The following is a 25,826-nucleotide window of genomic DNA, read 5'->3' on the forward strand; positions in this document are numbered from 1 at the left end:
TTTACATACTGACTCAAGAGAGGTTTATTTATATTTTGGTTTTATCCTTGAACAGGCTAAAAAAAATAAAATGATAACTGTAAAAGCTGTACTTGAAGAGCTGTTGTCTTTAGCAGATGGTACTAATTGGTGCAATCTGGGATCAATAAAAACTTTCTTAAAATCTTAGTAAGTAAATTTCGGTTATACAACATTACTAGCGATTATATCGGACGTTCAGTACAGGCATTCGATGAGCAAGGGATCAAGGTCTGGAGTACTGACTATGATATCTATGGTAGATTAAGGAACTTAGAGGGTGAGCGACCCCGCGCGACAGTTTGGCTCATTCGTTATAAACATCTACTAGATGTTTACTAAGCGCTCTGCCCTCTTTTCGTCAGTTAGGACAGTACAAGGACATTGAACTGAATGGACTGTACTATAACCGCTTTAGGTATTATGATTCTACTATGGGGTTGTATATCTCTAAGGATCCTATAGATCTAGCTGGAAATAACCCACTATGTACGCGTATGTATGGGAAAGTAATCTAGATTTGCTACAATAATTACTTCTTACTAGACCATTCTGCATTGATTTAAAGTTGACGGTTACCTTATGCGTATTCAGTTAAATGGTGAGCCACACGAAGTTAGCGAGCAAGCAAGTATCGCTGATTTACTAGAGCAGCTTGCTCTAACCGGACGACGTGTTGCCGTTGAGCTAAACCTTGAAATAGTGCCCCGTAGCTTGCATGCAACCACACATCTACAAGAAGGTGATGCGGTTGAGGTGGTGCACGCTATTGGTGGTGGCTAGTCATCAGTCGTGTAAATACCCTTATTAAAAACGCTTGGGATGAACTTGATGAGCCAATCACAACTTGACAAACCACTGGTTTTGGCGGGAAAAACCTATAACTCTCGCTTATTAGTGGGCACAGGTAAATATAAAGATTTAAACGAAACAGGTGAAGCAATTGAAGCATCGGGCGCTGATATTGTAACTGTAGCTGTGCGTCGTACCAATATAGGGCAAAACCCTAATGAGCCAAACTTACTAGATGTGATTTCGCCTGAGCGTTACACCATCTTACCTAATACCGCAGGTTGTTATGATGCTGCTGAAGCTGTACGTACTTGCCGTTTAGCACGTGAATTGTTAGATGGCCACACGCTGGTAAAACTAGAAGTGCTGGCCGATCAGAAAACCTTATTTCCTAATGTTATCGAAACCTTAAAGGCGGCAGAAATTTTAGTAAAAGATGGTTTTGATGTCATGGTTTATACCAGTGATGATCCTATTATTGCTCGTCAATTAGAAGAAATTGGCTGCATTGCAGTGATGCCATTGGCAGGCTTAATAGGTACGGGTTTAGGTATTTGTAATCCTTATAATCTGCGCATTATTTTAGAAGAAGCCAAAGTTCCAGTGTTAGTTGATGCCGGTGTGGGCACAGCGTCAGATGCCACTATTGCGATGGAAATGGGATGTGCCGCGGTGCTAATGAACAGTGCTATTGCTAATGCACAACATCCTGTTCTCATGGCTAAGGCAATGAAGCATGCGATTGAAGCGGGACGTCTAGCTTATCTAGCTGGCCGTATGCCGAAAAAACTATATGCCAGCGCATCTTCGCCACTCGATGGTGTGGTTCGTTAATTCAGTTTGAGACCAAGCTAGCTTGGTGCTTTTTATTACATAGGTTTGATATGAGTGACATCCCTCCTGAGCATATGCGTCAAGTTAAAAGCTTCGTTATGCGAGCAGGTCGAGTAACGGCAGGACAGCAGCGTAGCTTAGATATTGGTTGGCCAAAGTTTGGCTTAACACGCGAGCAAGGCATGCAAAATCTTGATCAGCTATTTGGGCGATCTGCAGCTAAAACGCTAGAAATTGGTTTTGGTATGGGGCAATCTTTGCTGGAAATGGCACAAGCCGCACCTGAGCAAGACTTTATTGGCATTGAAGTACATCGCCCAGGCATTGGTGCGTTATTAGGTGGGTTGTTAGAGAACCAGCTAAGTAATGTGCGTATTTACAGCACAGATGCAATTGATATTTTAAATGAATGTATTGCTGATAACAGCCTTGATCGCTTGCTGCTATTTTTCCCAGATCCTTGGCATAAAGCCCGTCACCATAAACGCCGTATAGTACAGCCCGCATTTGCTGAACTAGTTCGGAAAAAATTGAAAGTAGGTGGCGTATTTCATATGGCAACTGACTGGGAAAACTATGCAGAATATATGCTTGAAGTGATGACAGCAGCGCCAGGTTATGAAAACTTATCGCCTACTAATACGTGGGTTGAACGCCCTCAAGAGCGTCCAGAAACCAAATTTGAGCGTAGAGGACAGCGCCTAGGGCATGGTGTTTGGGACTTAAAGTTTAAAAAAATCAGTTAAATCCGAATACAGCTTAATCAACCAACCCCGAACAGTTAGACATACTTTTCGGGGTTTTTAACATCTGCACTCTACAACCTTAGGCGAATAAACTTGGTACTTTTGTAAAACGCCACTAAAAATTAAACGACCGTTTGATATGCGTTTATGCTGAAACGTAAAGAATAGTATTCAAATCCAGTAGCAGCATGACTTTAAAGGAATTCAAATGAGTCATAATAAATTAGATAAATACATGGCGTTCGCCAACTCTGGGTTAGGCAGTCGTATCACAAAGTGGCTAGGTTTACCTAAACCGCTCCCTCTACAACGCTTTTCAAATAATAGCCAAGTCGTTAGCCCTATTGTATTTGCCAGCACAGAGAATAGTCCTTTACAAGCAGCGCTCATGACACAGTTTGAGCAATTAAAAAGGGTTGTTTTACCTCCAGCGCAAGAGGCTTCAGCCAACTTGACCAAGGTTTCAGCCTTAGTATTTGACGCTAGTGCTTTAGCAAGCTTGCAGGATCTTGAGCAGCTGTATGGTTTTTTCCACAACAACGTAAAACGCTTACAGCAACATGGGAGAGTATTGGTTATAGGCTTGCCACCAGAGCAATGTAGTCAATGCGAGCAACAAATTGTACAGCGCTCATTAGAAGGGTTGGTACGATCACTGGGTAAAGAACTGCATAAAAATATTGCTTGCCAATTACTCTATGTTGCTGAAAGCGCAAAGCACTCCTTATCTAGCACCCTAGACTTTTTCTTAAGTGCAAAATCGGCCTATGTATCAGGGCAGGTGATACGAATTACACAACCATCGAATAAGCAGGTTGATCCGATACAAATATTGGCTCAACAATCTGTATTGGTAACAGGTGCAGCGCGCGGAATTGGGGCGTCCATTGCACAAACCATGGCAGATTTTGGTGCAAAAGTTGTGTGCTTGGATGTTCCTCAAGCACAAGCAGCGCTGGAAAAAACAGCAAAACGTATAGGCGCACAAGCCTTAGCTTTAGATATTACTGGTGAACATGCCAGTTCAGTATTAGTTGATTATGCAAAGGCGCATGGAGCTTTTGACGTACTGGTACATAACGCAGGTATCACACGGGATAAAACCATTGCCAAAATGAGCAAAGAGGCATGGGATCTTGTAATGGCTGTAAACCTAACAGCACCTTTACATATAACACAACAACTTCTAGAACAGGGGCAGCTCAATCAAGGAGCGAGAGTTATTTGCGTATCCTCTATCTCAGGCATTGCAGGGAACTTAGGGCAAACTAACTATGCGGTCTCCAAAGCTGGGGTGATAGGCATGGTGGATGCCTTAGCGGATAGCTTTGCAGCCCAAGGTATGAGCATTAACGCAGTTGCACCTGGCTTTATTGAAACACAGATGACAGCTCAGATTCCTATGATGATTCGTCAAGCAGGACGGCGCATGAACTCCATGGGGCAGGGCGGGCAGCCAGAAGATGTAGCACAAACTATTAGCTGGTTGGCTCGGGCAGACTCACTCTCTGTAAATGGGCAAATAGTGCGCGTTTGTGGACAAAGTCTGTTAGGAGCTTAAGATGCCAAAGGTTATTGAAATTGCATCTTTGCCCAGTACAGCCAGTGTTTTGTGGCAAGGTGTGAAAACATTAAACAAGAAAGCAAAAAATAATTGGCAGCTACCTGACATAACGATACGTCACTCAGACACTTCTATTGGTGCTCATCAATTAGCGGCTTATCGTCGTATTTGCGGCTTTTCTAATAGACAAATCGTACCCCTAACCTTTGTTCATCAAATGGTTTTTCCATTACATTTAGAGTTGATGGCTCATCCAAGCTTCCCCTTTCCTATGGTTGGCATGGTACATCTGTCTAATTATATAAAGCAGTTTTCAGCAGTAACACTTGATGACGTGATTCGTATTGAGGTGGCCTGTGGTGAAGTTGAGCAGCATGAAAAAGGGCTGGTTGTTGTATTAGAAAGCAAAGTTTGGACGCAGCATCAACTGGTTTGGCAAAGCAGTAGTAAATATTTACATAAATATAAATTAGACAATGCTCGCCAGTTAACACCTTGGCCTTTTTTAGCCATTAATTATCGCCAGCTTGTGAGAACCCAATCTTGGGTATTGGATGCAAGTTTAGGTAATAGATTCGCTAAGGTTTCAGGCGATTATAACCCCATCCATATTTCTAATTTAGGCGCTAAATTATTTGGTTTTCCTAGCAAGATTGCCCATGGCATGTGGACTTTAGGGCGTAGTTTAGCCGCTTTACAAAATAATACAGCCGTGCAGCAAGCTGAGTTGTCGGTTGAGTTTAAGCAGCCTATTTTGCTACCGGCAACGGTGGAGTTTTTTAAACAAGGCACATCAGCCTTAAGTAGCGAGTTTGAAGTTCGGCGCAAAGGCAGCCAGCTGTCCCACTTAAGTGGAGTATTTTCTGTTACTCAATAATGGCAATCTGTCATTGTCGATGTAGCCACAACAATAATTTAGGCTTGAAAATCGAGAAGGATGCTGACCATGGAAGCGTCAAAAACAGTACGTAGAGTAGCAATTATTGGTGGTAATCGTACCCCATTTGCACGTTCTAATACGCTATATAGCAGTGCTACTAATCAAGAGTTACAGGTAGCAGCTTTACAAGGATTAATAGACCGCTACCAGTTACAAGGTATGCGTTTAGGAGAGTTTGTTTCGGGGGCAGTGATCAAACACTCCCGCGATTTTAACCTAGCTCGCGAAGTTTTATTGTCTACTAACTTATCAGCTTACACCCCCGCTTATGACGTACAGCAAGCTTGCGCCACGGGGCTGGAAGCTGTAAGCCAATGTAGCAAACAAGATTGCCTTAGGGCAAATTGAAGTGGGTATTGCTGGGGGAAGTGATACTACTTCGGACGCGCCTATTGGTATTAATGAAAAACTACGGCACATACTGCTTGCCGCAAATCGACAAAAAACTACGGGCGCTAAGTTAAAAACATTATTAAAAGTGCGGCCTTCAATGCTGTTTAAGTTTTTATTGCCACGCAATGGTGAGCCACGTACAGGGCTGTCCATGGGCGATCATTGTGAGGATATGGCAAAGCGCTGGAATATCAGCCGTTATGACCAAGACTTATTAGCACTAACAAGCCATCAGCGATTAGCTGCGGCCTATGATGAAGGCTTCTTTGATGACCTACTAACACCTTACTTAGGCTTAGAGCGTGATAATAATTTGCGAGCCGATAGTAGCTTAGAAAAACTATCTATTTTAAAACCTGCGTATGAAAAGCAGCATGGCACCTTAACTGCTGGTAATTCAACGCCCTTAACAGATGGCGCCTCCATGGTGTTGCTGGCCAGCGAGGACTGGGCAGCTCAACACAATATGCCTATTTTAGCTTATTTAAGAACTGTAGAAACGGCTGCTGTTGATTTCGTTTCTGGTGAAGAAGGCTTATTAATGGCACCCGTTTATGCTGTACCTCGGATGTTAAAACGTGAAGGTTTAGATTTTGGCGATTTCGACTTTTATGAAATACATGAAGCTTTTGCCGCACAAGTACTTTGTACCCTGAAAGCTTGGGAGGATGAGCAGTATTGTCAAGAGCGTTTAGGTTGGAGTGGTGCGCTAGGTGCAGTTGACGCTGGCAAACTTAATGTAAAGGGTAGTTCATTGGCCTGTGGGCATCCATTTGCTGCCACTGGGGGTCGGATTTTAGCAACGCTAGCTAAGCTCTTAAATCAACAAGGTAGCGGTCGTGGCTTGATTTCTATCTGCGCTGCAGGTGGGCAAGGCATTACTGCCATACTAGAAAAATAATAAGGAATTTACTATGAACCAAGCTGCTCAGTTTCCTCATAATTACCGTCGACATAACTTTCAACGTCCAACTACAGAACGGCCTTGGCTAAAAAGCTATATGGCTGGAGTGGTGAGTGATATTGATGATCAAATTGAGCAGTACACTTCTTTAGAAGATATTTTGTATCGCCATATTGAAAAGTTTAAGCAACGCGAAGCCTTTGTCAGCATAGGTGTAGCTATGACCTATGCTCAATGGGGCGAAAAAGCCAAGTATTTTGCTGCTTGGTTGCAATCTAAAGGCGTTAAAAAAGGTGATCGAGTGGCGTTAATGATGCCCAATTGTTTGCAATACCCTATTTGTTTATTAGGCGCACTGCAAATTGGTGCTGTGGTGGTTAATATTAACCCTCTCTATACTGCCAGCGAAATGGAAAAGCTGCTTATTGATAGTGGTGCAGAAACCTTGGTTATTTTTGAAAACTTTGCCCATACCTTTGAGCAAGTGGCGGCTAAAAGTAAAATCAAAAATATTGTGTTAGGCAGTATTGGAGACATGATCGGTAGCTTGAAAGGCATGTTGATCAACTTTGTATTGCGCCATGTGGAAAAACAAATTCCTGCCTATAAATTACCGTCTTTTGAGCGTTTTAATACAATGCTCAAAATAGGCTCTACTATGCAAGTAACACCGGTTAGCATGCAGTTGGATGATTTGGCATTTTTGCAATATACCGGCGGTACCACGGGCGATGCTAAAGGCGCTATGCTCAGCCATAGAAATATTCTGGCTAACATCATGCAGGCAAAGGCTTGGACTAATGGCCAGATCGACGAGAATGTGCAAGAAACCAATGTTACGTTATTGCCGATGTACCATATTTTTTCCCTCACAGTAAACTGCTTTATGTTCACTTGTCAGGGGGGGCGCAATGTGCTGATTGCTAATCCTCGTGATGTAAAACGCGTGGTTATGATATTAAAGAATGAAAAATTTAATGGTATGGCTGGCGTAAACACATTATTTAACGGCCTGCTTAATAATAAAGATTTTTGTGCACGTGACTTTTCTGAATTAAAACTTGTTATTGCTGGAGGTATGGCAACACAAAAGGCTATTGCAACCCGTTGGAAAGAAGTAACGGGGGTGCCTATTAAAGAAGGCTATGGCTTAACTGAAACATCACCAGTTGTCACTATGAATCCAGTTAATTTAGAGACCATTCGTAATGAGGACTTTACTGGCAGCATTGGTGTACCTGTGCCTTCAACTTGGGTGCGTTTTATTAAGGAAGATGGTACCGAAGCGGCCATTGGTGAGCGTGGCGAGGTACAGGTGTGGGGGCCGCAGGTTATGCAAGGCTATTGGCAACGTCCTGAAGAAACTGCCAAAGTAATAGATAAAAATGGCTGGTTCGGTACTGGTGATGTTGGCTATATGACAGAAGATGGTTTTGTTTATTTGGTAGACCGTATTAAGGATATGATTTTAGTATCTGGCTTTAATGTTTATCCCAATGAAATTGAAGATGCAGTTGCCTTGCATCCTGGGGTAATGGAAGTCGCTGCTATTGGTGTGCCTGACGAGGTAACAGGGGAGAAGGTGAAGATTGTGGTAGTGCGAAAAGATCCTGAGCTTACGCAAGAGCAACTGTTAGAGCACTGTCGTCAGCATTTAACGGGCTATAAAGTGCCTAAGTTTATCGAGTTTAGGGTTGAGGAATTACCTAAAACTACAGTGGGTAAAGTGCTGCGCCGCGCATTGCGCGATTAACGCCTGTCTGCAAATACACCAATTAGAATAAATACCACCAATAACACAGGGGAAAGGGTGTAGTTATTTAAGTAACTAAGCCCTTTGCCTAGCCAAGGTGTTACATAAATGGTGGCCAAACCAAAGCCAACGCAGATAACAATAAAGAGCAAGGTTCTAAATATAAAGTGCCAGTGCGCAAAAAAACTACGCAGCCAACTGAGCAGGCTTGGCCCGCCTAGCACTAAGATGCTAGCCATTAAGGCAAGGCTGATTTGGCTTAGATGGCTGCGGCTCCAGTTTGATAGCTGTACAATCCAATCGGCAATGACATCCATATTTAATACCTATTCTAAGAATATCTGCAGTAAATCATTTAAAAATAAATGACCTTTAGCACTGGCTTGCAAACGTGTGGGGTCAGTATTAAGTAGTTGCTTTTGCTCAGCTATAGCGCGAGCTTTAGCAAGAGTAGATAAAGGTAAACCAGTTCGCTCAGTAAAACTATGACTTGCAACACCCTCTGTTAAACGTAAAGCATTCATTAAAAACTCAAAGGGCAGTTCTTGAGGGCTTAGCCAGCTTTCTCCAGCTAAATAGCTGTGCGTGGCGTTTAGGTAGTCCTTTGGCTGGCGTGTTTTCCATAAGCGTTTAATCTGTCCGTTGGGTAACGTCAGTTTGGCGTGTGCGCCTGCACCAATGCCAAGAAAATCACCAAACTGCCAATAATTAAGATTATGCTTAGCTTGTTTTTGCGGCTGTGCATAAGCCGAGATTTCATATTGCTGGTAGCCATGCTCAGCTAACAGTGCTTGCCCAGCTTCTTGAATATCCCAGAGTATTTCATCTTCAGGAAGGAGAGGCGGCTTACTCCAAAACACGGTATTGGGCTCCATGGTGAGCTGGTACCACGAAATATGTGTAGGTTTTTGGGCGATAGCACGTTGCAAGTCATAGAGTGCATCTTCAACACTTTGTTGGGGTAAGCCATGCATTAAGTCTAGATTGAAATTATCAAAACCTGCTTGGCGTGCCATATCTGCCGCTTGCAGAGCTTCAGCACCATTATGTACGCGGCCAAGGGCAATCAGCTTTTCATCTTGAAAACTTTGCATGCCAATAGATAAGCGATTAATACCGATTTTTCGGAACGCTTTGAATTTTTCTTGTTCAAAGGTACCTGGGTTGGCTTCTAAAGTAATTTCAATATCGTCTGTAAAAGGAATGAGTTGCTGCACGGCCTGTAAAATCTGCTCAAGCGCTTGTGCAGAAAAGAGACTAGGCGTACCGCCACCAAAAAAAATCGAGCCTAGCGGACGCTTTTGTACATAGTTTAAGTCCTGCGCCAGATCGGCTAATAGCGCTTGCACATAGGCGGACTCAGGCAGCTCTTGGCTGGCAGCATGCGAATTAAAATCACAATACGGACATTTGCGAATGCACCACGGAATATGAATGTAGAGTGCTAATGGCGGTAGATGAATTGGTCCACTCATAAAGCAAGGCGTTTTTTAAGTAGTTGCATAGCGCGTGCGCGATGGCTCAATTGATTCTTTTGTTCAGGGGTTAACTCTGCGCTGCTGCATTGAGTTTCTGGAACCCAAAACAGAGGGTCATAACCAAATCCATGCTCACCTTTAGCTGCCTGTAAAATCTGTCCTTGCCAAAGTCCTTCACAAATAATAGGTAGCGGATCATCAGCATGTTGGACTAGCGCGAGCACACACACAAATTGGGCTGTACGCTGGCTGCTTGCAACGCCTTCGAGAGCTTTTAAGAGCTTGGCGTTGTTAGCCGCATCGCCTTGCCCATCAGCATAGCGTGCAGAATAAATGCCAGGTGCTCCGCCTAAATAATCAACAGCTAATCCAGAATCATCAGCAAGTGCTGGCAAACCTGAGATTTTAGCGGCATAGCGGGCTTTTAAAATGGCATTTTCAATAAAAGATAGGCCAGTCTCCTCTGCTTCTATTGACGTAAACTCACCAATAGAGCGAATGTTAATCTGCTGGCCCAGTAGCGCTTGTAGCTCTTTTAGTTTGCCTTGGTTATGACTGGCTAAAACAAGTTCTTTCATTAGTCTGGAAATACTTCTTGAGTGAATTTAATAGTGTCTTGCTTGCCTTCATCAAAAGTTAGATTAATGGTGAAAACAAGTTGTTCGCGGCTATCTTTTTTGAAAGTGGCTAAATAGTACAGTGCGTTTTCTTCTTTGATCAGTTTGAAATCTAGCTTAGTGGCTTGGCCAAGCAGATTTTTTACTTCGCCAGTAATTTTCTTGGCCTCTTTGCCCACTGAGTTTTTTACAGGTGATACCAATAGCATGCCTAATTGTTTACTACGTGGAATATTGACGCTTTGGGCAATATCAGGCTGCAAAAAGGTGGTATTGATAACATTATAGTGAATATCGATGCCATCAAAGGTCTGCTTGCGTTCAGCATGAGCAGAAAAAGCTAGGACTAAACCACAGCATAAAGCGATTAATTTGCGCATGTGTTGCTCCTTTTATCCGCGACGAGTTATACGGTAAATACCAATTTCACCTAATAGGTTAGGTAACAAGCGTGCGCCTAGGCTATTGTGGTGCTCACGGTCTACCGCTAGTCGATCTAGTACTTGCATGTTGCCATTGCTGCACATGCTTTCAAAATCCTTAAAGGTACAAAAGTGAATATTGGGTGTGTTGTACCAAGTGTAAGGCATAAATTTAGAGACCGGCATTCTGCCTTTGGTGGCTAAGTACCAACGGCAGCGCCAGTGCCCAAAGTTCGGAAAGGTGATGATGCAGGTTTTGCCAACCCTTAGCATTTCCTGCAATATTTTATCTGGGTAGTGCACCGCCTGTAGTGCTTGGGTCATAACCACGACATCGAAGCTGTCACTGTCAAAGTTGCCTAAGCCTAAATCAAGGTTTTGCTGTAAAACATTCACGCCTTTAGTTAGACAGGTATTGATATTTTCAGCATCAATTTCTAAGCCTAAGCCAGTTACTGCTTTGTTGGTTTTTAACCAAGCTAAAAACTCACCGTCGCCACAACCTAGGTCGAGTACACGGCTACCTTGAGGAATCCACTGTTGGATAATTTCTAAGTCAGCACGCATGTTAAACCTCAATTGTATTCATATAGCTGCTAAATGCTTGCAAGTAGCGGGGAATAGGCAGTAAAAAGGCATCATGCCCTTGGGGTGCGTCGATATCAATGTAGCTCACATTTTTCTTGGCAGAAATCAGTGCATTGACGATTTCTTGTGAGCGTTGTGGTGAAAAACGCCAATCAGTAGTGAAAGAGGCAATAAAAAAATTGGCCTGAGCTGTGGCAAAGGTTTTCGCTAAATCACCTTGATGCTGGCTGGCAGGGTCAAAGTAATCTAAGGCTTTGGTCATTACTAAGTAGGTGTTAGCGTCAAAACGTGATGAAAACTGTTCGCCTTGATAGCGTAAATAACTTTCAACTTGGAATTCTATGCTGTTGAAGTCGTAGGTAAGCTGGGCACTTTTTAGTTCACGACCAAATTTTTCACCCATAGCATCGTCGGATAAATAGGTAATATGGCCAACCATGCGCGCTAGCATTAATCCACGTTTAGGAATGGTATTGTGCTGCGCAAAGTCGCCATTATGGAAATCAGGGTCGGTCATAATGGCTTGGCGGGCGACTTCGTTAAACGCAATATTTTGTGCCGATAGCTTAGGTGCAGAGGCAATGGCGATACAGTGGCGTACCCGTTCGGGGTAAGAAATAGTCCATTGCATGGCTTGCATGCCGCCCATGCTTCCACCGACAACAGCGGCCCATTGTTTAATATTTAAATAGTCTGCAAGGCGCGCTTGGCTATGAACCCAGTCCTCAATGGTTAAAACAGGAAAGCTTGCACCGTACTGTTGTTGGGTTTCTGGGTTAATACTGCTAGGTCCTGTAGAGCCATGACAGCCACCTAGATTATTTAAAGCAACAACAAAAAACTTATTGGTATCAATGGCTTTGCCTGGGCCAATGCAAGTATCCCACCAACCCGCTTTGCGCTCATCAGGCGTATGATAACCAGCAGCGTGATGATGTCCTGAAAGCGCGTGGCAAATAAGTACCGCATTGCTGGCTGTAGCATTGAGCGTGCCATAGGTTTCATACATCAATTGGTAGTTAGGCAACATTCGTCCACAAGCGAGCTCTAAAGCTTGATTAAAATGCGCCACTTGTGGCGTTACTAAACCAACAGAATCTTCAGGAAACACGGACGGCACGACAACTCTCTCTTTAAGTAAGTGGTGCAGGCTAGATTAAACAGTTGCTTAACCTACATTAAAAGCACAGGTATTTGGCTAATAGCTATCTATTACGCATGATTTTATAAAGAAGCGCTAGTGCTATTTCTACTTAGCTTATGCTTGAACTAGAGAATCTGGCGGTAAATGTTGTGGGTTTTCAATACGCAGACGTTTTTGCCTGCTCAGTGCACCACTTTCCAGAATAACAGCTGCTTTATTAACTCCAAAAGTTCGGCTAATAAAGGTTACAAGCTCAGTATTTGCTTTGCCATCAACGGGCGGTGCTTTTAAGCGAATTTTTAAGCGCTCACCATGTAGCCCAGCAAACTCAGTTTTCTTAGCTCCAGGTTGGATATGACAAGAAAGAATTAGATCCTTGCCATCCCAGTAAAAGTGCATAGTTAAATCACAAAGGCTTGAACTACACTAATTACGGCTTGCGGTGCCTCACCTACAGTCATATTGGCAATAGGAAAAATGACAAAACGCTGCAGTATATTGATAGCAAAGAAGGCAAAAATAGGTGAAATATCGAGGCCACCTAAATCAGGTAGCAACCGACGAATAGGTAGAAGCAACGGCTCTATTAATTGGTTTATCAGTATTACGAATGGATGGCGGCTACCTCGTGCAACCCAAGAAATAATGACGCTAGCAATTAAGGCATAAAACAGTATATTCAAAAACATAGTAGCAGTGCCTAATAAGGTCCATGCTATTAAGTTGGGAATTAAATTAGCAATTTGATCGCCTAAGCCAACAAGAGATAATGCTAATAATAAGGTTACAAACATCACAAAAAACGCGAGTACAAGACAAGCGATATCTAGCCCACGAAAGCCAGGGATAATACGGCGTAAAGGTGCTAAAAGAGGGTGAGTTGCTTTAACTACAAACTGTGAAATAGGGTTGTAGAAATCTGCTCTAACCATTTGCAACATAAAGCGTAAAAGCACAATCATTAAATATAATGGTGCAAATGTTTGTAAGGTGTAAAAAAGTACATCACCCATGATTGATTCTAGTCTCCAAGCTGTTGAGCCAGTTCTGCCGAGCGGTCAGAGGCTGCAGTAAGTGCTTTTTCGGTTAATTCTATAAAGCCGCCCGTTAAAAAAGTATTAATAGCGGCTTCTGTTGTGCCATTAGGTGAAGTAACGCGACGACGCAACTCAGCACTATCGACTTCGCTTTCACATAGCATACGCGCAGCTCCTAAAGCGGTTTGATTAGCTAGCTTGTGTGCCGTTTCAGCACTTAATCCTAGCTTTACACCGGCTTGTGACATTGCTTGCGCTAACAAGAAGAAGTAAGCAGGACCACTGCCCGAAACAGCCGTAACGGCGTCAATCTGTGCTTCGTTATCTAACCAAAGTGCAATGCCTACAGCGCTTAATAGTTGTTCAGCCTGAGCCTTCTCGGTGTTAGAGGTGAGCGTATTGGCATATAAACCACTCACGCCTTGCTTTAACAAGGCTGGAGTGTTCGGCATACAACGTACAATGGCGCGTTTACCTAACCAGTTTTCTAAGCTAGCAATATTAATACCAGCTGCAATGGAAACAATCAAAGCTGTGCTTGGAATATCTTTCTTAATTGCCATACAAACTGGCTTAAGCACTTGAGGTTTAACTGCTAAAACAACAATGTTAGCTTGTGCAACAGCTTCAGCTGCCGTTTCATAAGTGGCTATAGCAAATTGTGACGTTAGTGCTTCACGTTGCGCAAGATTAATATCGCATGCAGTAATTTGCTGGGCATTTAGGCCTTGTTGCAGTAATCCACCAATAAGGCTGGCTGCCATATTTCCGCCGCCAATAAAGGCAATCTTTAAATCATTCATAAATACCAACAAAACTAGTTATTGTATTGGCGTTCGCCAAATATTGCTGTACCAATGCGTAACCAAGTACTACCTTGGGCGACAGCAGCTTGTAAGTCGTGGGTCATACCCATGGATAATGTATCTAAAGGCAAATTTAATTCAATGATGATTTGCTCCAAGAGTTGACGGACTTGGGCAAAATTCTGTTGCTGCTCAGCATAATCATCGCAAGGTGCCGGAATAGCCATTAAACCACGTAGCTTTAATTTAGGTAGCTGACTCACTTGGCGAGCTAATTCTACAAGTTGCTCAGGAGCGCACCCTGATTTGCTATCTTCATTAGATATATTAACTTGCAGACAAATATTCAAGTCTGGTAAGTATTCAGGGCGCTGATTACTTAAACGTTCAGCTATCTTTAAACGATCAACAGAATGCACCCAAGTAAAATTTTCTGCGACAAGTTTGGTTTTATTTGACTGGATCGGTCCTATAAAATGCCAAGTTAGTTTAAGATCATTCAACTCTTGCTGTTTAGTTAATGCTTCTTGTAAGTAATTTTCGCCAAAATCAGTAATTTGACAGGCGTAGGCTTCACGAATAGCGCTAGCAGGTTTAGTTTTGCTGACTGCTAATAAATGAATTTGAGCTGGCTCTCGTGAGAATGCTTGAGCTGCCTCACGAATCTGTTTTCTGACTTTAGTAATATTTTCTGCTATTGACATTGTATAGTTAAAGCCTCGTTAGGCTGATGTTGGTAGCATTCTACCTGCTTTAAACAATTTGGGGACTCTATGGATATTACCGAACTATTGGCATTTAGTGCTACGCAAGGTGCGTCAGACTTGCACTTGTCCGCTGGCATGCCACCTTTAATTCGTATTGATGGTGATATGCGTCGCATCAATTTACCTCCACTAGAGCATAAAGAAGTTCATGCGTTAATTTACGACATTATGAATGATCGTCAACGCAAAGACTTTGAAGAATTTTGGGAAACTGACTTTTCGTTTGAAGTGCCTGGCATGGCTCGCTTCCGGGTTAACGCCTTTAATCAAAACCGCGGAGCTGGCGCTGTATTTCGTACTATTCCATCAAAAGTACTAACGATGGAAGATTTAGGTATGGGCGAAGTTTTCCGTAAAGTTTCTGACGTACCCCGTGGTTTAGTGTTAGTAACAGGGCCTACCGGTTCGGGTAAATCTACCACACTGGCTGCAATGATGGACTATATTAATCGTACTTATTATAGCCATATTCTCACTATTGAAGACCCTATTGAATTCGTTCATGAGTCGAAAAAGTGCCTAATTAACCAGCGTGAAGTTCATCGTGACACCATGGGCTTTAATGAGGCATTACGTAGTGCGCTGCGTGAAGACCCAGATATTATTCTTGTGGGTGAGTTGCGTGACTTAGAAACTATCCGTCTAGCGCTAACTGCTGCAGAAACAGGCCACTTAGTATTTGGCACCTTGCACACCACCAGCGCCGCTAAAACAATTGACCGTATTGTTGACGTATTCCCTGCTGAAGAGAAATCTATGGTCCGTTCAATGTTGTCAGAATCCTTACAAGCTGTTATATCACAAACCTTAATTAAGCGAATTGGCGGCGGGCGTGTTGCTGCTCATGAAATTATGCTAGGTACGCCAGCTATTCGTAACCTAATCCGGGAAGATAAAGTGGCACAGATGTACTCAGCAATTCAAACTGGCGGTTCGCTTGGCATGCAAACATTGGATAGTGCACTGAAGTCCTTGCTAACTAAAGGTATTATTACAGCTGAGCAAGCCAAAGCGTTGGCGAAAAGTCCTGATAGTATTTAAGAGTCCTATTCCTCATGCAACTAGATACCCTTTTAAAATTATTAGTAGATCAAGGTGGCTCGGATTTATTTATTACCGCTGGCTTTCCTCCTTCGATTAAAGTCAATGGTGTGTTAGAGCAACTAGGGAGTGTTGCCTTATCGCCAGAAGTAACTCGTGAAATGGTATTTGGTTGTATGAACCAAAGTCAGCGTCAAGAGTTTACGGATCGCCACGAGTGTAACTTTGCGTTGAGTGCTCGCGGTATTGGTCGTTTTCGGGTAAGTGCGTTGTATCAACGTAACTTAGCCGCAATGGTGATTCGTCGTATTGAAACCACTATCCCTACCGTAGATGAGCTACAATTACCTGAGGTTATTAAAGAGTTATCCATGACCAAGCGTGGCTTGGTGTTGTTCGTTGGTGCAACGGGTACGGGTAAGTCAACCTCCTTGGCGGCTATGATAGGCCATCGTAATAGCTTCTCAGCAGGACATATTATTTCTATTGAAGACCCTATCGAGTTCTTACATCGTCATAACAGATGTATTGTGACTCAGCGCGAAGTAGGTATTGATACTGAGTCTTATGAGGTTGCGCTGAAAAATACATTACGTCAGGCTCCCGATGTGATTATGATTGGTGAGGTGCGTAGTAAAGATACTATGGACTATGCTGTAGCCTTTGCTGAAACAGGACACCTGTGTTTAGCAACCTTGCATGCTAACAACGCGAACCAAGCGTTAGATCGTATTATCCACTTTTTCCCGCCAGAGCGGCACCAACAAGTTTGGATGGATTTATCACTCAACTTAAAAGCTATTGTTGCTCAGCAGCTTGTTCCTACCAAAGATGGTAAAGGGCGTCGTGCTGTAGTAGAGGTCTTGCTTAATACACCATTGGTAGCGGACTTAATTCGTAAAGGCGAAGTCAGCGAAATTAAGGCGATTATGACGCGCTCAACAGAGCTGGGCATGCAAACCTTTGACCAAGCACTGTTTAGGCTTTATGTGCAAGACCAAATCTCTTATCAAGATGCATTAGCTTATGCTGATTCACCAAACGATTTGCGTTTAATGATTAAACTACAAGCAGAACGTGCTAAGAATAAAGAAATGAAGATGCTTGATGGTAATACAGATCTGTCGTTGGATTTGGATATTACTGAATAAATGAGGATGTGATAATGACGAAACTACGCGTATGGGATTTACCATTACGTCTGTTTCATTGGCTGTTAGTTGTGGCAGTGAGTACAGCAGTAATTACAGGAGTAAAAGGTGGTAGTTGGATGAGCATTCATTTGAATGCTGGGTTGGTGGTGATTGGTTTATTAGCCTTTCGTTTAGCTTGGTTTTTCTGTGGTTCAACCTATGCTCGACTAAGTACTATCCTAAAGTCACTATTTAGTATTCCTAGTTATTTAAAAGGCCAATGGCATGGTTTAGGACATAACCCGCTAGGCGTGTTATCTGTGTTTGGCTTATTAGGTTTTACTGCTTGGCAAGCGGTTAGTGGACTATTGAGCCAAGAGTTTGGCGCTATCAAAGGACCATTGGTTTTTTTAATTGATCGTAATCTAAGCGATGATATTACGAGTCTGCACCGTTTAGGCTTATGGGTAATTGTAGGGCTAGTTAGTTTGCATCTGTTGGCAATTATTGGGTATTTTTTGTTTAAAAAGAACAATTTAGTAACACCAATGATTACGGGTAAAACCAAGCAAACCAACCCCGCTCAAACAGCAGCAAAAGGTGGTGGAATTATAGCTTTTATTATTTCATTAGTTTTTGCTGGTGCAGTGGTCTACTTGGTGTCAGGTTATTGGTATACGCCACCACCACCGCCGCCAGCTCCCGCATTTAACTTTTAATCCAATAAAAAACCGAGGTTGCTACCTCGGTTTTTTATTATTGAGCTAAAGCTTATTTAGCACGGAACTGATCGTGACAGTTTTTGCAACTAGCGCCAACAGCACCAAAGGCTTTTGCAATGGCTGCTTTATCATCAGTTTGAGCCACTTTCGCCAGCTCATTAGCCGCTGTATTTAGCTGCATGCCTGCTTCCATTGCCTTTTCAGGGTTTTGGAAGAAATCTGGTTTTAAGCGTGTATTTTTGAATTGGCTGTTATCAGAGCCAGCGCCATAAAGTGCGCCCATACCTGAGTTAGCTACACCAGCAATAGCATTGGCCGCTGCTTGTACTTGTTTAATGTCCCACTGAGCTTCGCCATCAAGCATCGCTTTGATTTTGCCAGTGTTCCATGCCATAAAACCATAAGCGGCTTTACGGAAATACACTTGATCTTCTACTTCTAGGGCAACAGCATTAAAGCTAGTAGCCATGACAAGAGCAGCTAAGCTGCCGGTTAATAGTTTCTTCATCATTATCTCCTTAAGGTGAAGCACGGTTAAACTGCACTCATTGGCTGTTGTTGAGTAATGCAGTGTATATTCCCGCCGCCGAGTAATATTTCCCGGCCAGGCACTGTTTTAATGGCATGGTTCGGAAATAGTATTTGTAACTTAGCAGCGGCTAAATGATCAGCTGGATCATTAAATGTAGGCATTATAATAGCCCCATTTGTTATCAAAAAATTAATATAGGATCCTGCTAGACGAATACTTGGGTTACGAGGTTGAGTTGCAAAGGCTTTGTCTACGCCACTGCATTCCTCTTCGCTTGCATAAATAGCCTGCGGTAAGGGTAACCGATGCACAGTGATGCTTCTACCTTGCGCGTCTGTTGTATTGATTAAAACTTGCTCAGCATCACGACAGCGCTGGTAGTTCGGATCTGTTTCATCATCCGTCCAAGCTAAAACAACCTCGGCCGGCTTTACAAAACAGCAAAAGTTATCCACATGCCCATTTGTTTCGTCCTTATACAGACCTTCTTTTAACCAAATAATTTTATCTACAGATAAATATTCACGTAGCTGGTTTTCAATTTGTTCTTTAGTTAGGTGAGGATTGCGGTTGTGATTGAGTAAACACTCTTCTGTAGTAATTAAAGTACCTTCACCATCGACATGAATGGCGCCACCCTCTAATACAAAATCATCTGTTCGATAACCCGCTAAACGCTCATTGTTGAGTATTTTTGAGGCAACCAAGTCGTCTTGATCCCATGGAAAGTAGAGTCCACCTTCAAGACCGCCCCATGCATTGAAGGCCCAGTCAACACCACGTACTTCCCCAGCTTTATTAGTTACAAAGGTAGGCCCTGTATCGCGTAACCAAGCATCGTTAGTTGTTGTTTCTATGACACGAATATTGCTAGCGCTTAGTTGGATACAGGCGTTACTGTATTGTTGGGCTGAAACTAAAACAGTTACAGGCGTTGTTTCAGCAATGGTTTTAGCGACTAAAGCAAAAGCGGCCTGCGCTGGCTTGCCACCTAAACGCCAATTATCTGGACGCTCAGGCCAAGCCATCCAGATTTGCTGATGTGGTGTCCACTCTGCTGGCATAAAAAAGCCATCTTTGCGTGGCGTACTTGTTAATACAGTCATGCCTATTAAGCCTCTAACTCGCCATCAAGTGTTTTTAGGCCGCTGTATAGGTTGGTTCGGCGGTCGCGGAACACACCCCAGTTGGTGCGAATTTTTTCTAGCTCATCTAAATCAAAGGTATGCGTGATAACGCCAGTTTCAGTTTGGTTTAGCTCTTGTACTTTGGCGCCAAACTGGTCAGCAATAAAAGAAGCACCATAAAAGGTGATGCTGCTGTCTTCTTGTTGCTCAAGCCCTACGCGGTTAGAAGCAATAAGCGGCATAACGTTTGCACCAGCATGGCCTTGCTGCACACGCTGCCAATGTTCACGTGAGTTAATCGTATGATCGTGCGGTTCTGTACCAATAGCCGTAGGGTAGAAGAGGATTTCAGCCCCTTGTAATGCCATAGCGCGAGCGCACTCTGGGAACCATTGATCCCAGCAAATGCCTACTCCAATTTTACCAAAGGCTGTATTCCAAACCTTAAAGCCTGTATCGCCAGGGTTAAAATAGTATTTTTCGCTATAACCTGGTCCATCTGGGATATGACTTTTGCGATATAAGCCTAAAACACTGCCATCAGCGTCAATCACCACAATGCTGTTAAAGCGAGCACGGCCTGCAAGCTCAAAAAAGCTAATGGGCAGAACAACATTCAACTCTTTTGCAATGTTTTTAAAATGGGCAATAGCTGGATTTGCATCGACAGTAGTGGCCAGCATCTGATAGTCAGGATTTTGCTTTTGACAAAAATAAGGCGTTTCAAATAATTCTTGCAATAAAATTATATTGGCGCCTTTAGCAGCTGCTTCACGAACAAGCTTTTCTGCGTTTTTAATATTGGCTTGTTGATCCCAAGTGCATGCCATTTGGGTAGCAGCAACAGTTACTAAACGAGACATTAGCAAAGCTCCTATCGATGTTATTTTGGACTAGGAATGGATAAAAGCATTTATAGGTAAAATGCGCGCACATTTGTAGCACGATGGACAAATAAATACAGGCTTTTTGATACTAAAAATTACTAAAAAAGCTCCCGAAGGCTATAAAAAGTTATAGTAGGTTAGGAATATGACAAAAAAAGTAAAAAAACTGCAAATAAACTGCAGTTAGGGCTTGAGTGTAGAGTCATACATTGACAGACTTCGCACCTGTGAAAAGCCTAAAGTTTTTTACATTTTTTTAATACAACATAAAAGGAGCTGTGCGCGTGAAATTGTTAACGAAAAGCTTGCTTGCTGCCGCCATTGGTTTAAGCGCCACAGCGGTGGTGCAGGCACAAGAGCGCGTATTACACGTCTACCAATGGTCAGACTACGCCGCACCTGACACCATTGCTAATTTCGAGAAGCAAACAGGTATCAAGGTCACCTATGATGTTTACGACAGTAACGAAACATTAGAGGCTAAATTACTAACAGGTGGTTCTGGCTACGATATCGTTGGCCCGTCTAATCCATTTTTTGCCAAACAAATTAAAGCTGGCGTTTATCAAAAGCTTGATAAGAGCAAAATTAAGGGTTGGGACAACCTTAATAAAGACTTACTCAAGGCATTAGAAGTTAACGATCCTGGTAACCAGTACGGTATTCCCTACATGTGGGGTACTATTGGTTTGGGTTACAACGTTGATAAAGTAAACGCTGCTTTTGGTGGCAATGCACCTGTTGATACCTGGGATATCGTGTTTAACCCTGAAAATATCAGCAAATTAAAGGGCTGTGGCGTGGTATTCCTTGACTCGCCTACAGAAATGTTGCCTGCTGCGTTGCACTATTTAGGCTTACCAGCGGATAGCCAAGATCCAGCGCATTTAAAACAAGCTGAAGAGTTATTTTTGAAAATTCGCCCTTATGTGGCGTATTTCCATTCATCACGTTACATCTCTGACTTAGCAAACGGTAATATCTGTTTAGCTGTAGGCTACTCAGGTGATCTTTATCAAAGTAAATCACGCGCAGCAGAAGCTAAGGGTGGTGTAACACTTAGTTATGCGATTCCAAAAGAGGGTGCTGCTGGATTCTTTGATATGATCGGTATTCCAGCCGATGCTAAAAATGTTGATGAAGCACATGAGTTCATCAATTATTTGTTACAACCTCAGGTAATGGCTGATTTAACAAATTACTTGCAGTTCCCAAATGGTAATGCGGTATCTACGGATCTGTTAAAAGCAGAAATTCGTAATGATCCAGGCATTTATCCACCAGCGGATGTAATGGCAAAAATCTATACATTCCCTGATCTACCAGCTAAGACGCAACGTGCAATGACACGTAGCTGGACCAAGATTAAGTCTGGTAAATAACCAGTACTGCCCAACAGAAGCTGTTGTTCTTAAAAGGGCAACAGCTTTTTGTGTTTAATTTGACTAGAAATTCGTTAAACCGAAGAAGAGAGGACACTTGATTGCAAAAATTGATGTATCGCGTTGCACTTAGCGCAGTTGTGGGGCTGACTTTGTTACCTGCCGTATCCCAAGCCAAAGGGGCGGTGCATGTGTATAACTGGTCAGACTATATAACCAAGCAAGCACTAGATGACTTTCGTAAGAAAACACAGATTAAAGTGGTTTATGATGTGTTTGATTCAAACGAAGCGTTAGAAGGCAAATTGCTCGCAGGACGTTCAGGCTATGATGTGGTTGGACCTTCAGATCACTTTCTGGGACAGCAGATTAAAGCAGGCGTTTTTCAAAAGTTAGATCGTTCACTGCTTCCCAATTGGAAGTATTTAGATCCAAAGCTGATGCAGCAAGTCGCCACTAATGATCCAAATAATCAATACGCAGTACCTTATTTATGGGGTACTAATGGCATTGGTTACAATGTGGATAAAGTTAAAGAAGTACTTGGCGTAGATACTATCGATTCTTGGGCAGTGCTCTTTGAACCGGAAAATATGGAAAAGCTGTCAACTTGTGGCGTGTCTTTTTTAGATGCAGCAGACGAAATGTTGCCAGCAATGCTCAATTATATGGGCCTAGATCCTAATAGCACTAAAGCAGAAGATTACGAAAAAGCAGTCGATAAAATGATGGCAGTAAGACCTTATGTAACCTACTTCCATTCATCGCGTTTCGTATCTGATCTGGCTAACGGCAATATTTGTGTGGCGGCTGGTTTCTCTGGTGACGTACTACAAGCCAGGGATCGTGCAGAAGAAGCAGGCAAAGGCGTCAATATTGCTTACGTTATTCCTAAAGAAGGCGGTAACCTTTGGTTTGACATGCTAGCCGTGCCAGCAGATGCAAAAAATGTGAAAGAAGCACATGCTTATATAAACTATATACTGGATCCAAAAGTGATTGCTGGCGTAAGTGAATTTGTTGGATATGCCAATCCCAATACACAAGCGGCGCAATACATGGATGCAGAGGTATTAGAAGATGAAGCCGTTTATCCTCCACAAGCAGTACTGGATAAAATGTTTATTTCTAAGCAGTTACCCGCCAAAGTGCAACGTATTAAAACTCGCCAGTGGATTCGCTTTAAAACTGGCAAATAATTGATTATCCCGCCCTGCTTTTATTTAAGCAGGGCCACTCTTATTGTAGGAGTAGCTCATGGCAGTAGCATCTGGAGCTTATAAGAAAGCCCTAGCAAATATGCAAAAGCCCAAAGACGTGTTGGTAAAAATCGACCGTGTGAGTAAGCAGTTTGGCGATACCCTAGCGGTTGATGATGTCTCTGTGAAAATCAACAAAGGGGAAATTTTCGCCCTGCTAGGTGGTTCAGGTTCGGGCAAATCCACCTTACTACGCATGTTGGCAGGCTTTGAAACACCGACAGAAGGGCGTATTTGGCTGGATGGTGAGGATATTACTCATATGCCGCCGCACCAACGTCCTATTAATATGATGTTCCAGTCTTATGCGTTATTTCCGCATATGACAGTAGAGCAAAATATTGCTTTTGGTTTAAAGCAGGACCGCTTACCTCGCCCAGAAATTGCCGAGCGTGTGGATGAAATGCTGCGTCTTGTGCATATGACACAATATGCCAAGCGCAAACCGCATCAGCTATCAGGTGGGCAACGTCAGCGTGTTGCATTAGCCCGTTCTTTAGCTAAACGCCCCAAACTATTGCTGCTTGACGAGCCGATGGGCGCATTAGATAAAAAACTGCGCTCGCAAATGCAGCTGGAGTTGGTAGAGATTATTGAGCGGGTGGGGGTAACCTGCGTTATGGTGACCCACGACCAAGAAGAATCCATGACCATGGCAGAGCGTATTGCCATTATGAGTCAGGGCATTATTGAGCAAGTAGGCTCACCGATGGATATTTACGAAACGCCAGCTAACCGCTTTGTATGTGAGTTTATTGGCAACGTAAATCTATTTGACGCAGAAATCATGGAAGACGAAGTCGACCATGTCATCTTAGCTTGCCCAGACTTAGATAAGCCTATCTATATTGGGCGTGGTGTGACTATGCCGGCTGAAAATAAGCATGTTACCTTTGCCTTGCGCCCTGAAAAGCTTCTGATTAGTGCTGAATTTCCAGAAGAGTTGGAGCATGCGGATTTTAACTGGTCGCGCGCCACTGTGCAGGATATTGCCTATCTTGGTGGACATTCGGTGTATTACGTTGAGCTACCTTCTGGCAAAGTGGTGCAGGCCTTTATGGCAAACTCGGAGCGTAACGTGAAGCGCCCAACATGGGACGATCAAGTTTACGTACATTGGGTAGATGACAGCGGCGTGGTATTCCCAGCATGATTAAGCGCAATGCAAAATGGCGTTTTCCTCTAGGTGGGCGGCATATTGTCATCAGCATTCCATTTTTTTGGATGCTGCTGTTCTTTTTGCTGCCTTTTGTCATTGTTTTAAAAATTAGTTTTGCCGAAGCTGAAGTTAGCATTCCACCCTATACAGATGTGTTTGACTGGGCAGAAGATAAGTTAACCATACTGCTAAACTTTGCTAACTACACGCTATTAGGTGAGGATGATCTTTACTGGTTATCCTATCTAGGCTCGCTTAAGGTAGCTTTTTTTAGCACCTTGTTGTGCTTGTTGATTGGCTATCCTATGGCGTATGCGATTGCACGTGCTAAACCCTCCAATCAACCTATTTTGCTGTTATTGATTATGATGCCAACCTGGACAGCTTTGCTGATTCGGGTTTACGCATGGATGGGTATTTTAAGCAAAGAAGGTTTACTCAATTCAGTCCTAATGGGCATTGGCTTAATTAGTGAGCCGTTGACCATTATGAATACCAATACCGCAGTCTATATTGGTGTGGTTTATGCCTATTTACCTTTTATGGTGCTGCCGCTATATGCCAACCTTGCAAAACATGACCAAAGCCTGCTTGAAGCGGCTGCCGATTTAGGCGCAGGCGTGATGAAGCGTTTTTGGCTAATCACAATTCCTTTGTCAAAAGGTGGCATTATCACTGGCTGCATGTTGGTCTTTATTCCTGTAGTTGGTGAGTTTGTCATCCCTGACTTATTAGGTGGCTCTGATACTTTGATGATAGGTAAAGTGCTCTGGCAAGAGTTCTTTAATAACCGCGATTGGCCAGTGGCTTCGGCACTAGCAGTGGTTATGCTCGCAATCCTGATTGTGCCTATTATTCTATTTAACCGTCATCAAGCTAAAGAAATGGAGGGTAAAGCCTAATGCGTCGCTTTAATTTCTCTAACTTTATGCTGTGGCTAGGTTTGGTTTTTATCTACCTGCCAATGTTTATCCTCGTGATTTATTCATTTAACGCAGGAAAGTTGGTCACCGTATGGGAAGGCTGGTCTACCCATTGGTATGCTGGCTTGTTAAATAATAAACAATTGATGGGCGCAGTAGGGCGTTCGTTAGAAATAGCTGCCTATACGGCTATCTCAGCAACGGCTTTAGGTACTTTGGCCGCCTTAGTGCTAACACGTATTAAGCATTTTCGTGGACGCACGCTTTTTGGTGGCATGGTAACAGCGCCTTTGGTGATGCCCGAAGTTATTACGGGCCTATCGTTGTTGCTGTTATTTGTGGCAATGCAGCAGCTAATTGGTGGGCCTGAAAAAGGCATGATTACCATTTGGATTGCTCATACCACATTCTGTACAGCCTATGTGGCGATTATTGTGGCCTCGCGCTTGCGGGAGTTGGATCGTTCACTGGAAGAGGCAGCAATGGATTTAGGGGCGCGCCCTTGGGAAGTGTTCTTCTTGATTACAGTGCCAATGATCCTGCCATCATTAGCCGCAGGCGCTATGATGTCCTTTGCGATGTCGTTAGATGACTTGGTTTTAGCCAGCTTCGTGTCAGGCCCAGGATCAGGCACCTTGCCAATGGAGATTTATTCCTCTGTACGCTTGGGCGTTAAACCTGAAATTAATGCCGTTGCCAGCTTAATTTTGCTGTTTGTATCATTAGCTACCTTTATTGCTTGGTTTATCGGTCGTAAGGCCGAGGAAAAACGTAATAAAGCGTTGGCAGATTACAAAGCCGCTGAGAAAGCTGCACGACAGTACTAAAAAAAGGCACCTAAGGGTGCCTTTTTAGTTT

The 25,826-nt window shown here is 43.1% G+C and carries 28 protein-coding genes and 1 pseudogene; 16 read left to right on the forward strand and 13 right to left on the reverse strand.

Annotated features, from left to right (window positions below; genetic code table 11):
* Positions 1–365 precede the first annotated feature (365 nt).
* The 8 genes and pseudogenes from VQ643_RS13505 to VQ643_RS13540 all read left to right on the forward strand — a co-directional run bounded on the left by VQ643_RS13505 (position 366) and on the right by VQ643_RS13540 (position 7,944).
* On the forward strand, positions 366–536 hold the full coding sequence (locus VQ643_RS13505) for an RHS repeat-associated core domain-containing protein (RefSeq protein ID WP_414200432.1): 171 nt from the start codon (positions 366–368) through the stop codon (positions 534–536).
* Between the two features lie 64 nt (positions 537–600).
* Complete coding sequence (gene thiS / locus VQ643_RS13510; protein WP_414200356.1) at positions 601–801, forward strand: sulfur carrier protein ThiS; 201 nt, start codon at positions 601–603, stop codon at positions 799–801.
* 48 nt (positions 802–849) lie between these two features.
* The gene (locus VQ643_RS13515) at positions 850–1,644 is read left to right on the forward strand and encodes a thiazole synthase (protein WP_414200358.1); all 795 of its coding nucleotides are present in this window, start codon (positions 850–852) and stop codon (positions 1,642–1,644) included.
* Between the two features lie 50 nt (positions 1,645–1,694).
* The gene (trmB, locus tag VQ643_RS13520; RefSeq protein WP_414200360.1) at positions 1,695–2,390 is read left to right on the forward strand and encodes a tRNA (guanosine(46)-N7)-methyltransferase TrmB; all 696 of its coding nucleotides are present in this window, start codon (positions 1,695–1,697) and stop codon (positions 2,388–2,390) included.
* A gap of 208 nt (positions 2,391–2,598) precedes the next feature.
* Positions 2,599–3,951, forward strand: a complete 1,353-nt coding sequence (locus VQ643_RS13525) for a 3-oxoacyl-ACP reductase (RefSeq protein WP_414200362.1) — start codon at positions 2,599–2,601, stop codon at positions 3,949–3,951.
* Between the two features lies 1 nt (position 3,952).
* Positions 3,953–4,831 carry a MaoC family dehydratase gene (locus VQ643_RS13530; protein WP_414200364.1) on the forward strand — a complete coding sequence of 293 codons (879 nt, stop codon included), beginning with the start codon at positions 3,953–3,955 and terminating at the stop codon, positions 4,829–4,831.
* Between the two features lie 69 nt (positions 4,832–4,900).
* Positions 4,901–6,188: pseudogene (locus VQ643_RS13535) on the forward strand (acetyl-CoA C-acetyltransferase).
* A 13-nt stretch (positions 6,189–6,201) separates the two neighbouring features.
* Positions 6,202–7,944, forward strand: coding sequence for an AMP-binding protein (locus VQ643_RS13540; RefSeq protein ID WP_414200366.1), 1,743 nt, complete (start codon positions 6,202–6,204; stop codon positions 7,942–7,944).
* Here the strand turns inward: VQ643_RS13540 and VQ643_RS13545 are convergent.
* From VQ643_RS13545 to VQ643_RS13590, 10 genes are all read right to left on the reverse strand, one after another.
* Positions 7,941–8,261 (reverse strand): DUF3392 domain-containing protein, encoded by a 321-nt coding sequence (locus tag VQ643_RS13545; RefSeq protein ID WP_414200368.1) that lies wholly within the window; start codon positions 8,259–8,261, stop codon positions 7,941–7,943. The two genes, VQ643_RS13540 and VQ643_RS13545, sit on opposite strands and share 4 nt — an antisense overlap.
* Before the next feature lie 9 nt (positions 8,262–8,270).
* Positions 8,271–9,419, reverse strand: a complete 1,149-nt coding sequence (hemW, locus tag VQ643_RS13550) for a radical SAM family heme chaperone HemW (protein WP_414200370.1) — start codon at positions 9,417–9,419, stop codon at positions 8,271–8,273.
* On the reverse strand, positions 9,416–10,000 hold the full coding sequence (gene rdgB, locus VQ643_RS13555) for an RdgB/HAM1 family non-canonical purine NTP pyrophosphatase (RefSeq protein ID WP_414200372.1): 585 nt from the start codon (positions 9,998–10,000) through the stop codon (positions 9,416–9,418). The genes hemW and rdgB overlap by 4 nt, the downstream gene beginning before the upstream one ends.
* On the reverse strand, positions 10,000–10,419 hold the full coding sequence (locus tag VQ643_RS13560; RefSeq protein WP_414200374.1) for a DUF4426 domain-containing protein: 420 nt from the start codon (positions 10,417–10,419) through the stop codon (positions 10,000–10,002). Before VQ643_RS13560 ends, rdgB begins: the two co-directional genes overlap by 1 nt.
* A gap of 12 nt (positions 10,420–10,431) precedes the next feature.
* A complete protein-coding gene (metW, locus tag VQ643_RS13565) occupies positions 10,432–11,028 on the reverse strand; it encodes a methionine biosynthesis protein MetW (protein ID WP_414200376.1) in 597 nt (198 codons plus the stop codon).
* A 1-nt stretch (position 11,029) separates the two neighbouring features.
* Positions 11,030–12,169, reverse strand: coding sequence for a homoserine O-succinyltransferase MetX (gene metX / locus VQ643_RS13570; RefSeq protein ID WP_414200378.1), 1,140 nt, complete (start codon positions 12,167–12,169; stop codon positions 11,030–11,032).
* Positions 12,170–12,307: 138 nt separating this feature from the next.
* Complete coding sequence (locus tag VQ643_RS13575) at positions 12,308–12,592, reverse strand: DUF167 family protein (RefSeq protein ID WP_414200380.1); 285 nt, start codon at positions 12,590–12,592, stop codon at positions 12,308–12,310.
* Between the two features lie 2 nt (positions 12,593–12,594).
* The gene (locus VQ643_RS13580) at positions 12,595–13,206 is read right to left on the reverse strand and encodes a YggT family protein (protein ID WP_414200382.1); all 612 of its coding nucleotides are present in this window, start codon (positions 13,204–13,206) and stop codon (positions 12,595–12,597) included.
* Positions 13,207–13,214: 8 nt separating this feature from the next.
* Positions 13,215–14,033, reverse strand: a complete 819-nt coding sequence (proC, locus tag VQ643_RS13585; RefSeq protein ID WP_414200384.1) for a pyrroline-5-carboxylate reductase — start codon at positions 14,031–14,033, stop codon at positions 13,215–13,217.
* Between the two features lie 14 nt (positions 14,034–14,047).
* A complete protein-coding gene (locus tag VQ643_RS13590; protein WP_414200386.1) occupies positions 14,048–14,740 on the reverse strand; it encodes a YggS family pyridoxal phosphate-dependent enzyme in 693 nt (230 codons plus the stop codon).
* Between the two features lie 69 nt (positions 14,741–14,809).
* On the opposite strand from VQ643_RS13590, the gene VQ643_RS13595 reads away from it, so the two are divergent.
* From VQ643_RS13595 to VQ643_RS13605, 3 genes are read left to right on the forward strand one after another with little or no spacing between them, the layout of a single operon-like run.
* Positions 14,810–15,844, forward strand: a complete 1,035-nt coding sequence (locus VQ643_RS13595; protein ID WP_414200388.1) for a type IV pilus twitching motility protein PilT — start codon at positions 14,810–14,812, stop codon at positions 15,842–15,844.
* 14 nt (positions 15,845–15,858) lie between these two features.
* Complete coding sequence (locus tag VQ643_RS13600) at positions 15,859–16,995, forward strand: PilT/PilU family type 4a pilus ATPase (protein WP_414200390.1); 1,137 nt, start codon at positions 15,859–15,861, stop codon at positions 16,993–16,995.
* Positions 16,996–17,009: 14 nt separating this feature from the next.
* Positions 17,010–17,696 (forward strand): cytochrome b/b6 domain-containing protein, encoded by a 687-nt coding sequence (locus VQ643_RS13605; protein ID WP_414200392.1) that lies wholly within the window; start codon positions 17,010–17,012, stop codon positions 17,694–17,696.
* Positions 17,697–17,748: 52 nt separating this feature from the next.
* Here the strand turns inward: VQ643_RS13605 and VQ643_RS13610 are convergent, their stop codons facing one another.
* Genes VQ643_RS13610 through aguB form a run of 3 tightly spaced genes read right to left on the reverse strand, consistent with a single transcriptional unit; the run spans position 17,749 to position 20,221 of the window.
* Positions 17,749–18,207, reverse strand: coding sequence for a c-type cytochrome (locus VQ643_RS13610; RefSeq protein ID WP_414200394.1), 459 nt, complete (start codon positions 18,205–18,207; stop codon positions 17,749–17,751).
* Between the two features lie 26 nt (positions 18,208–18,233).
* The gene (aguA, locus tag VQ643_RS13615) at positions 18,234–19,337 is read right to left on the reverse strand and encodes an agmatine deiminase (RefSeq protein WP_414200396.1); all 1,104 of its coding nucleotides are present in this window, start codon (positions 19,335–19,337) and stop codon (positions 18,234–18,236) included.
* A gap of 5 nt (positions 19,338–19,342) precedes the next feature.
* Positions 19,343–20,221: an N-carbamoylputrescine amidase gene (gene aguB / locus VQ643_RS13620; protein WP_414200398.1), complete on the reverse strand. Its 879-nt coding sequence runs from the start codon at positions 20,219–20,221 to the stop codon at positions 19,343–19,345.
* A gap of 308 nt (positions 20,222–20,529) precedes the next feature.
* Here aguB and VQ643_RS13625 point away from each other — a divergent pair, with 308 nt between their 5' ends.
* From VQ643_RS13625 to VQ643_RS13645, 5 genes are all read left to right on the forward strand, one after another.
* On the forward strand, positions 20,530–21,627 hold the full coding sequence (locus VQ643_RS13625; protein WP_414200400.1) for a polyamine ABC transporter substrate-binding protein: 1,098 nt from the start codon (positions 20,530–20,532) through the stop codon (positions 21,625–21,627).
* Positions 21,628–21,740: 113 nt separating this feature from the next.
* Complete coding sequence (locus VQ643_RS13630; RefSeq protein ID WP_414200434.1) at positions 21,741–22,826, forward strand: polyamine ABC transporter substrate-binding protein; 1,086 nt, start codon at positions 21,741–21,743, stop codon at positions 22,824–22,826.
* Between the two features lie 58 nt (positions 22,827–22,884).
* The gene (locus VQ643_RS13635) at positions 22,885–24,039 is read left to right on the forward strand and encodes an ABC transporter ATP-binding protein (protein ID WP_414200402.1); all 1,155 of its coding nucleotides are present in this window, start codon (positions 22,885–22,887) and stop codon (positions 24,037–24,039) included.
* On the forward strand, positions 24,036–24,947 hold the full coding sequence (locus VQ643_RS13640) for an ABC transporter permease subunit (protein WP_414200404.1): 912 nt from the start codon (positions 24,036–24,038) through the stop codon (positions 24,945–24,947). The genes VQ643_RS13635 and VQ643_RS13640 overlap by 4 nt, the downstream gene beginning before the upstream one ends.
* Complete coding sequence (locus VQ643_RS13645; RefSeq protein WP_414200405.1) at positions 24,947–25,795, forward strand: ABC transporter permease subunit; 849 nt, start codon at positions 24,947–24,949, stop codon at positions 25,793–25,795. Before VQ643_RS13640 ends, VQ643_RS13645 begins: the two co-directional genes overlap by 1 nt.
* The last annotated feature ends 31 nt before the right edge of the window (positions 25,796–25,826 follow it).

Origin of the sequence: Pseudomonas sp. F1_0610 (assembly GCF_047470865.1) — a bacterium.
GTDB lineage: Bacteria > Pseudomonadota > Gammaproteobacteria > Pseudomonadales > Pseudomonadaceae > JAZDRH01.

What these genes read in the sequence shown, in the direction of transcription:
- thiS (WP_414200356.1), top strand. Translation starts at nt 601, where the DNA reads ATGCGTATTCAGTTAAATGGTGAGCCACACGAAGTTAGCGAGCAAGCA.
- VQ643_RS13515 (WP_414200358.1), top strand. Translation starts at nt 850, where the DNA reads ATGAGCCAATCACAACTTGACAAACCACTGGTTTTGGCGGGAAAAACC.
- trmB (WP_414200360.1), top strand. Translation starts at nt 1,695, where the DNA reads ATGAGTGACATCCCTCCTGAGCATATGCGTCAAGTTAAAAGCTTCGTT.
- VQ643_RS13525 (WP_414200362.1), top strand. Translation starts at nt 2,599, where the DNA reads ATGAGTCATAATAAATTAGATAAATACATGGCGTTCGCCAACTCTGGG.
- VQ643_RS13530 (WP_414200364.1), top strand. Translation starts at nt 3,953, where the DNA reads ATGCCAAAGGTTATTGAAATTGCATCTTTGCCCAGTACAGCCAGTGTT.
- VQ643_RS13540 (WP_414200366.1), top strand. Translation starts at nt 6,202, where the DNA reads ATGAACCAAGCTGCTCAGTTTCCTCATAATTACCGTCGACATAACTTT.
- VQ643_RS13545 (WP_414200368.1), bottom strand. Translation starts at nt 8,261, where the DNA reads ATGGATGTCATTGCCGATTGGATTGTACAGCTATCAAACTGGAGCCGC.
- hemW (WP_414200370.1), bottom strand. Translation starts at nt 9,419, where the DNA reads ATGAGTGGACCAATTCATCTACCGCCATTAGCACTCTACATTCATATT.
- rdgB (WP_414200372.1), bottom strand. Translation starts at nt 10,000, where the DNA reads ATGAAAGAACTTGTTTTAGCCAGTCATAACCAAGGCAAACTAAAAGAG.
- VQ643_RS13560 (WP_414200374.1), bottom strand. Translation starts at nt 10,419, where the DNA reads ATGCGCAAATTAATCGCTTTATGCTGTGGTTTAGTCCTAGCTTTTTCT.
- metW (WP_414200376.1), bottom strand. Translation starts at nt 11,028, where the DNA reads ATGCGTGCTGACTTAGAAATTATCCAACAGTGGATTCCTCAAGGTAGC.
- VQ643_RS13575 (WP_414200380.1), bottom strand. Translation starts at nt 12,592, where the DNA reads ATGCACTTTTACTGGGATGGCAAGGATCTAATTCTTTCTTGTCATATC.
- VQ643_RS13580 (WP_414200382.1), bottom strand. Translation starts at nt 13,206, where the DNA reads ATGGGTGATGTACTTTTTTACACCTTACAAACATTTGCACCATTATAT.
- proC (WP_414200384.1), bottom strand. Translation starts at nt 14,033, where the DNA reads ATGAATGATTTAAAGATTGCCTTTATTGGCGGCGGAAATATGGCAGCC.
- VQ643_RS13590 (WP_414200386.1), bottom strand. Translation starts at nt 14,740, where the DNA reads ATGTCAATAGCAGAAAATATTACTAAAGTCAGAAAACAGATTCGTGAG.
- VQ643_RS13595 (WP_414200388.1), top strand. Translation starts at nt 14,810, where the DNA reads ATGGATATTACCGAACTATTGGCATTTAGTGCTACGCAAGGTGCGTCA.
- VQ643_RS13600 (WP_414200390.1), top strand. Translation starts at nt 15,859, where the DNA reads ATGCAACTAGATACCCTTTTAAAATTATTAGTAGATCAAGGTGGCTCG.
- VQ643_RS13605 (WP_414200392.1), top strand. Translation starts at nt 17,010, where the DNA reads ATGACGAAACTACGCGTATGGGATTTACCATTACGTCTGTTTCATTGG.
- VQ643_RS13610 (WP_414200394.1), bottom strand. Translation starts at nt 18,207, where the DNA reads ATGAAGAAACTATTAACCGGCAGCTTAGCTGCTCTTGTCATGGCTACT.
- aguA (WP_414200396.1), bottom strand. Translation starts at nt 19,337, where the DNA reads ATGACTGTATTAACAAGTACGCCACGCAAAGATGGCTTTTTTATGCCA.
- aguB (WP_414200398.1), bottom strand. Translation starts at nt 20,221, where the DNA reads ATGTCTCGTTTAGTAACTGTTGCTGCTACCCAAATGGCATGCACTTGG.
- VQ643_RS13630 (WP_414200434.1), top strand. Translation starts at nt 21,741, where the DNA reads ATGTATCGCGTTGCACTTAGCGCAGTTGTGGGGCTGACTTTGTTACCT.
- VQ643_RS13635 (WP_414200402.1), top strand. Translation starts at nt 22,885, where the DNA reads ATGGCAGTAGCATCTGGAGCTTATAAGAAAGCCCTAGCAAATATGCAA.
- VQ643_RS13640 (WP_414200404.1), top strand. Translation starts at nt 24,036, where the DNA reads ATGATTAAGCGCAATGCAAAATGGCGTTTTCCTCTAGGTGGGCGGCAT.
- VQ643_RS13645 (WP_414200405.1), top strand. Translation starts at nt 24,947, where the DNA reads ATGCGTCGCTTTAATTTCTCTAACTTTATGCTGTGGCTAGGTTTGGTT.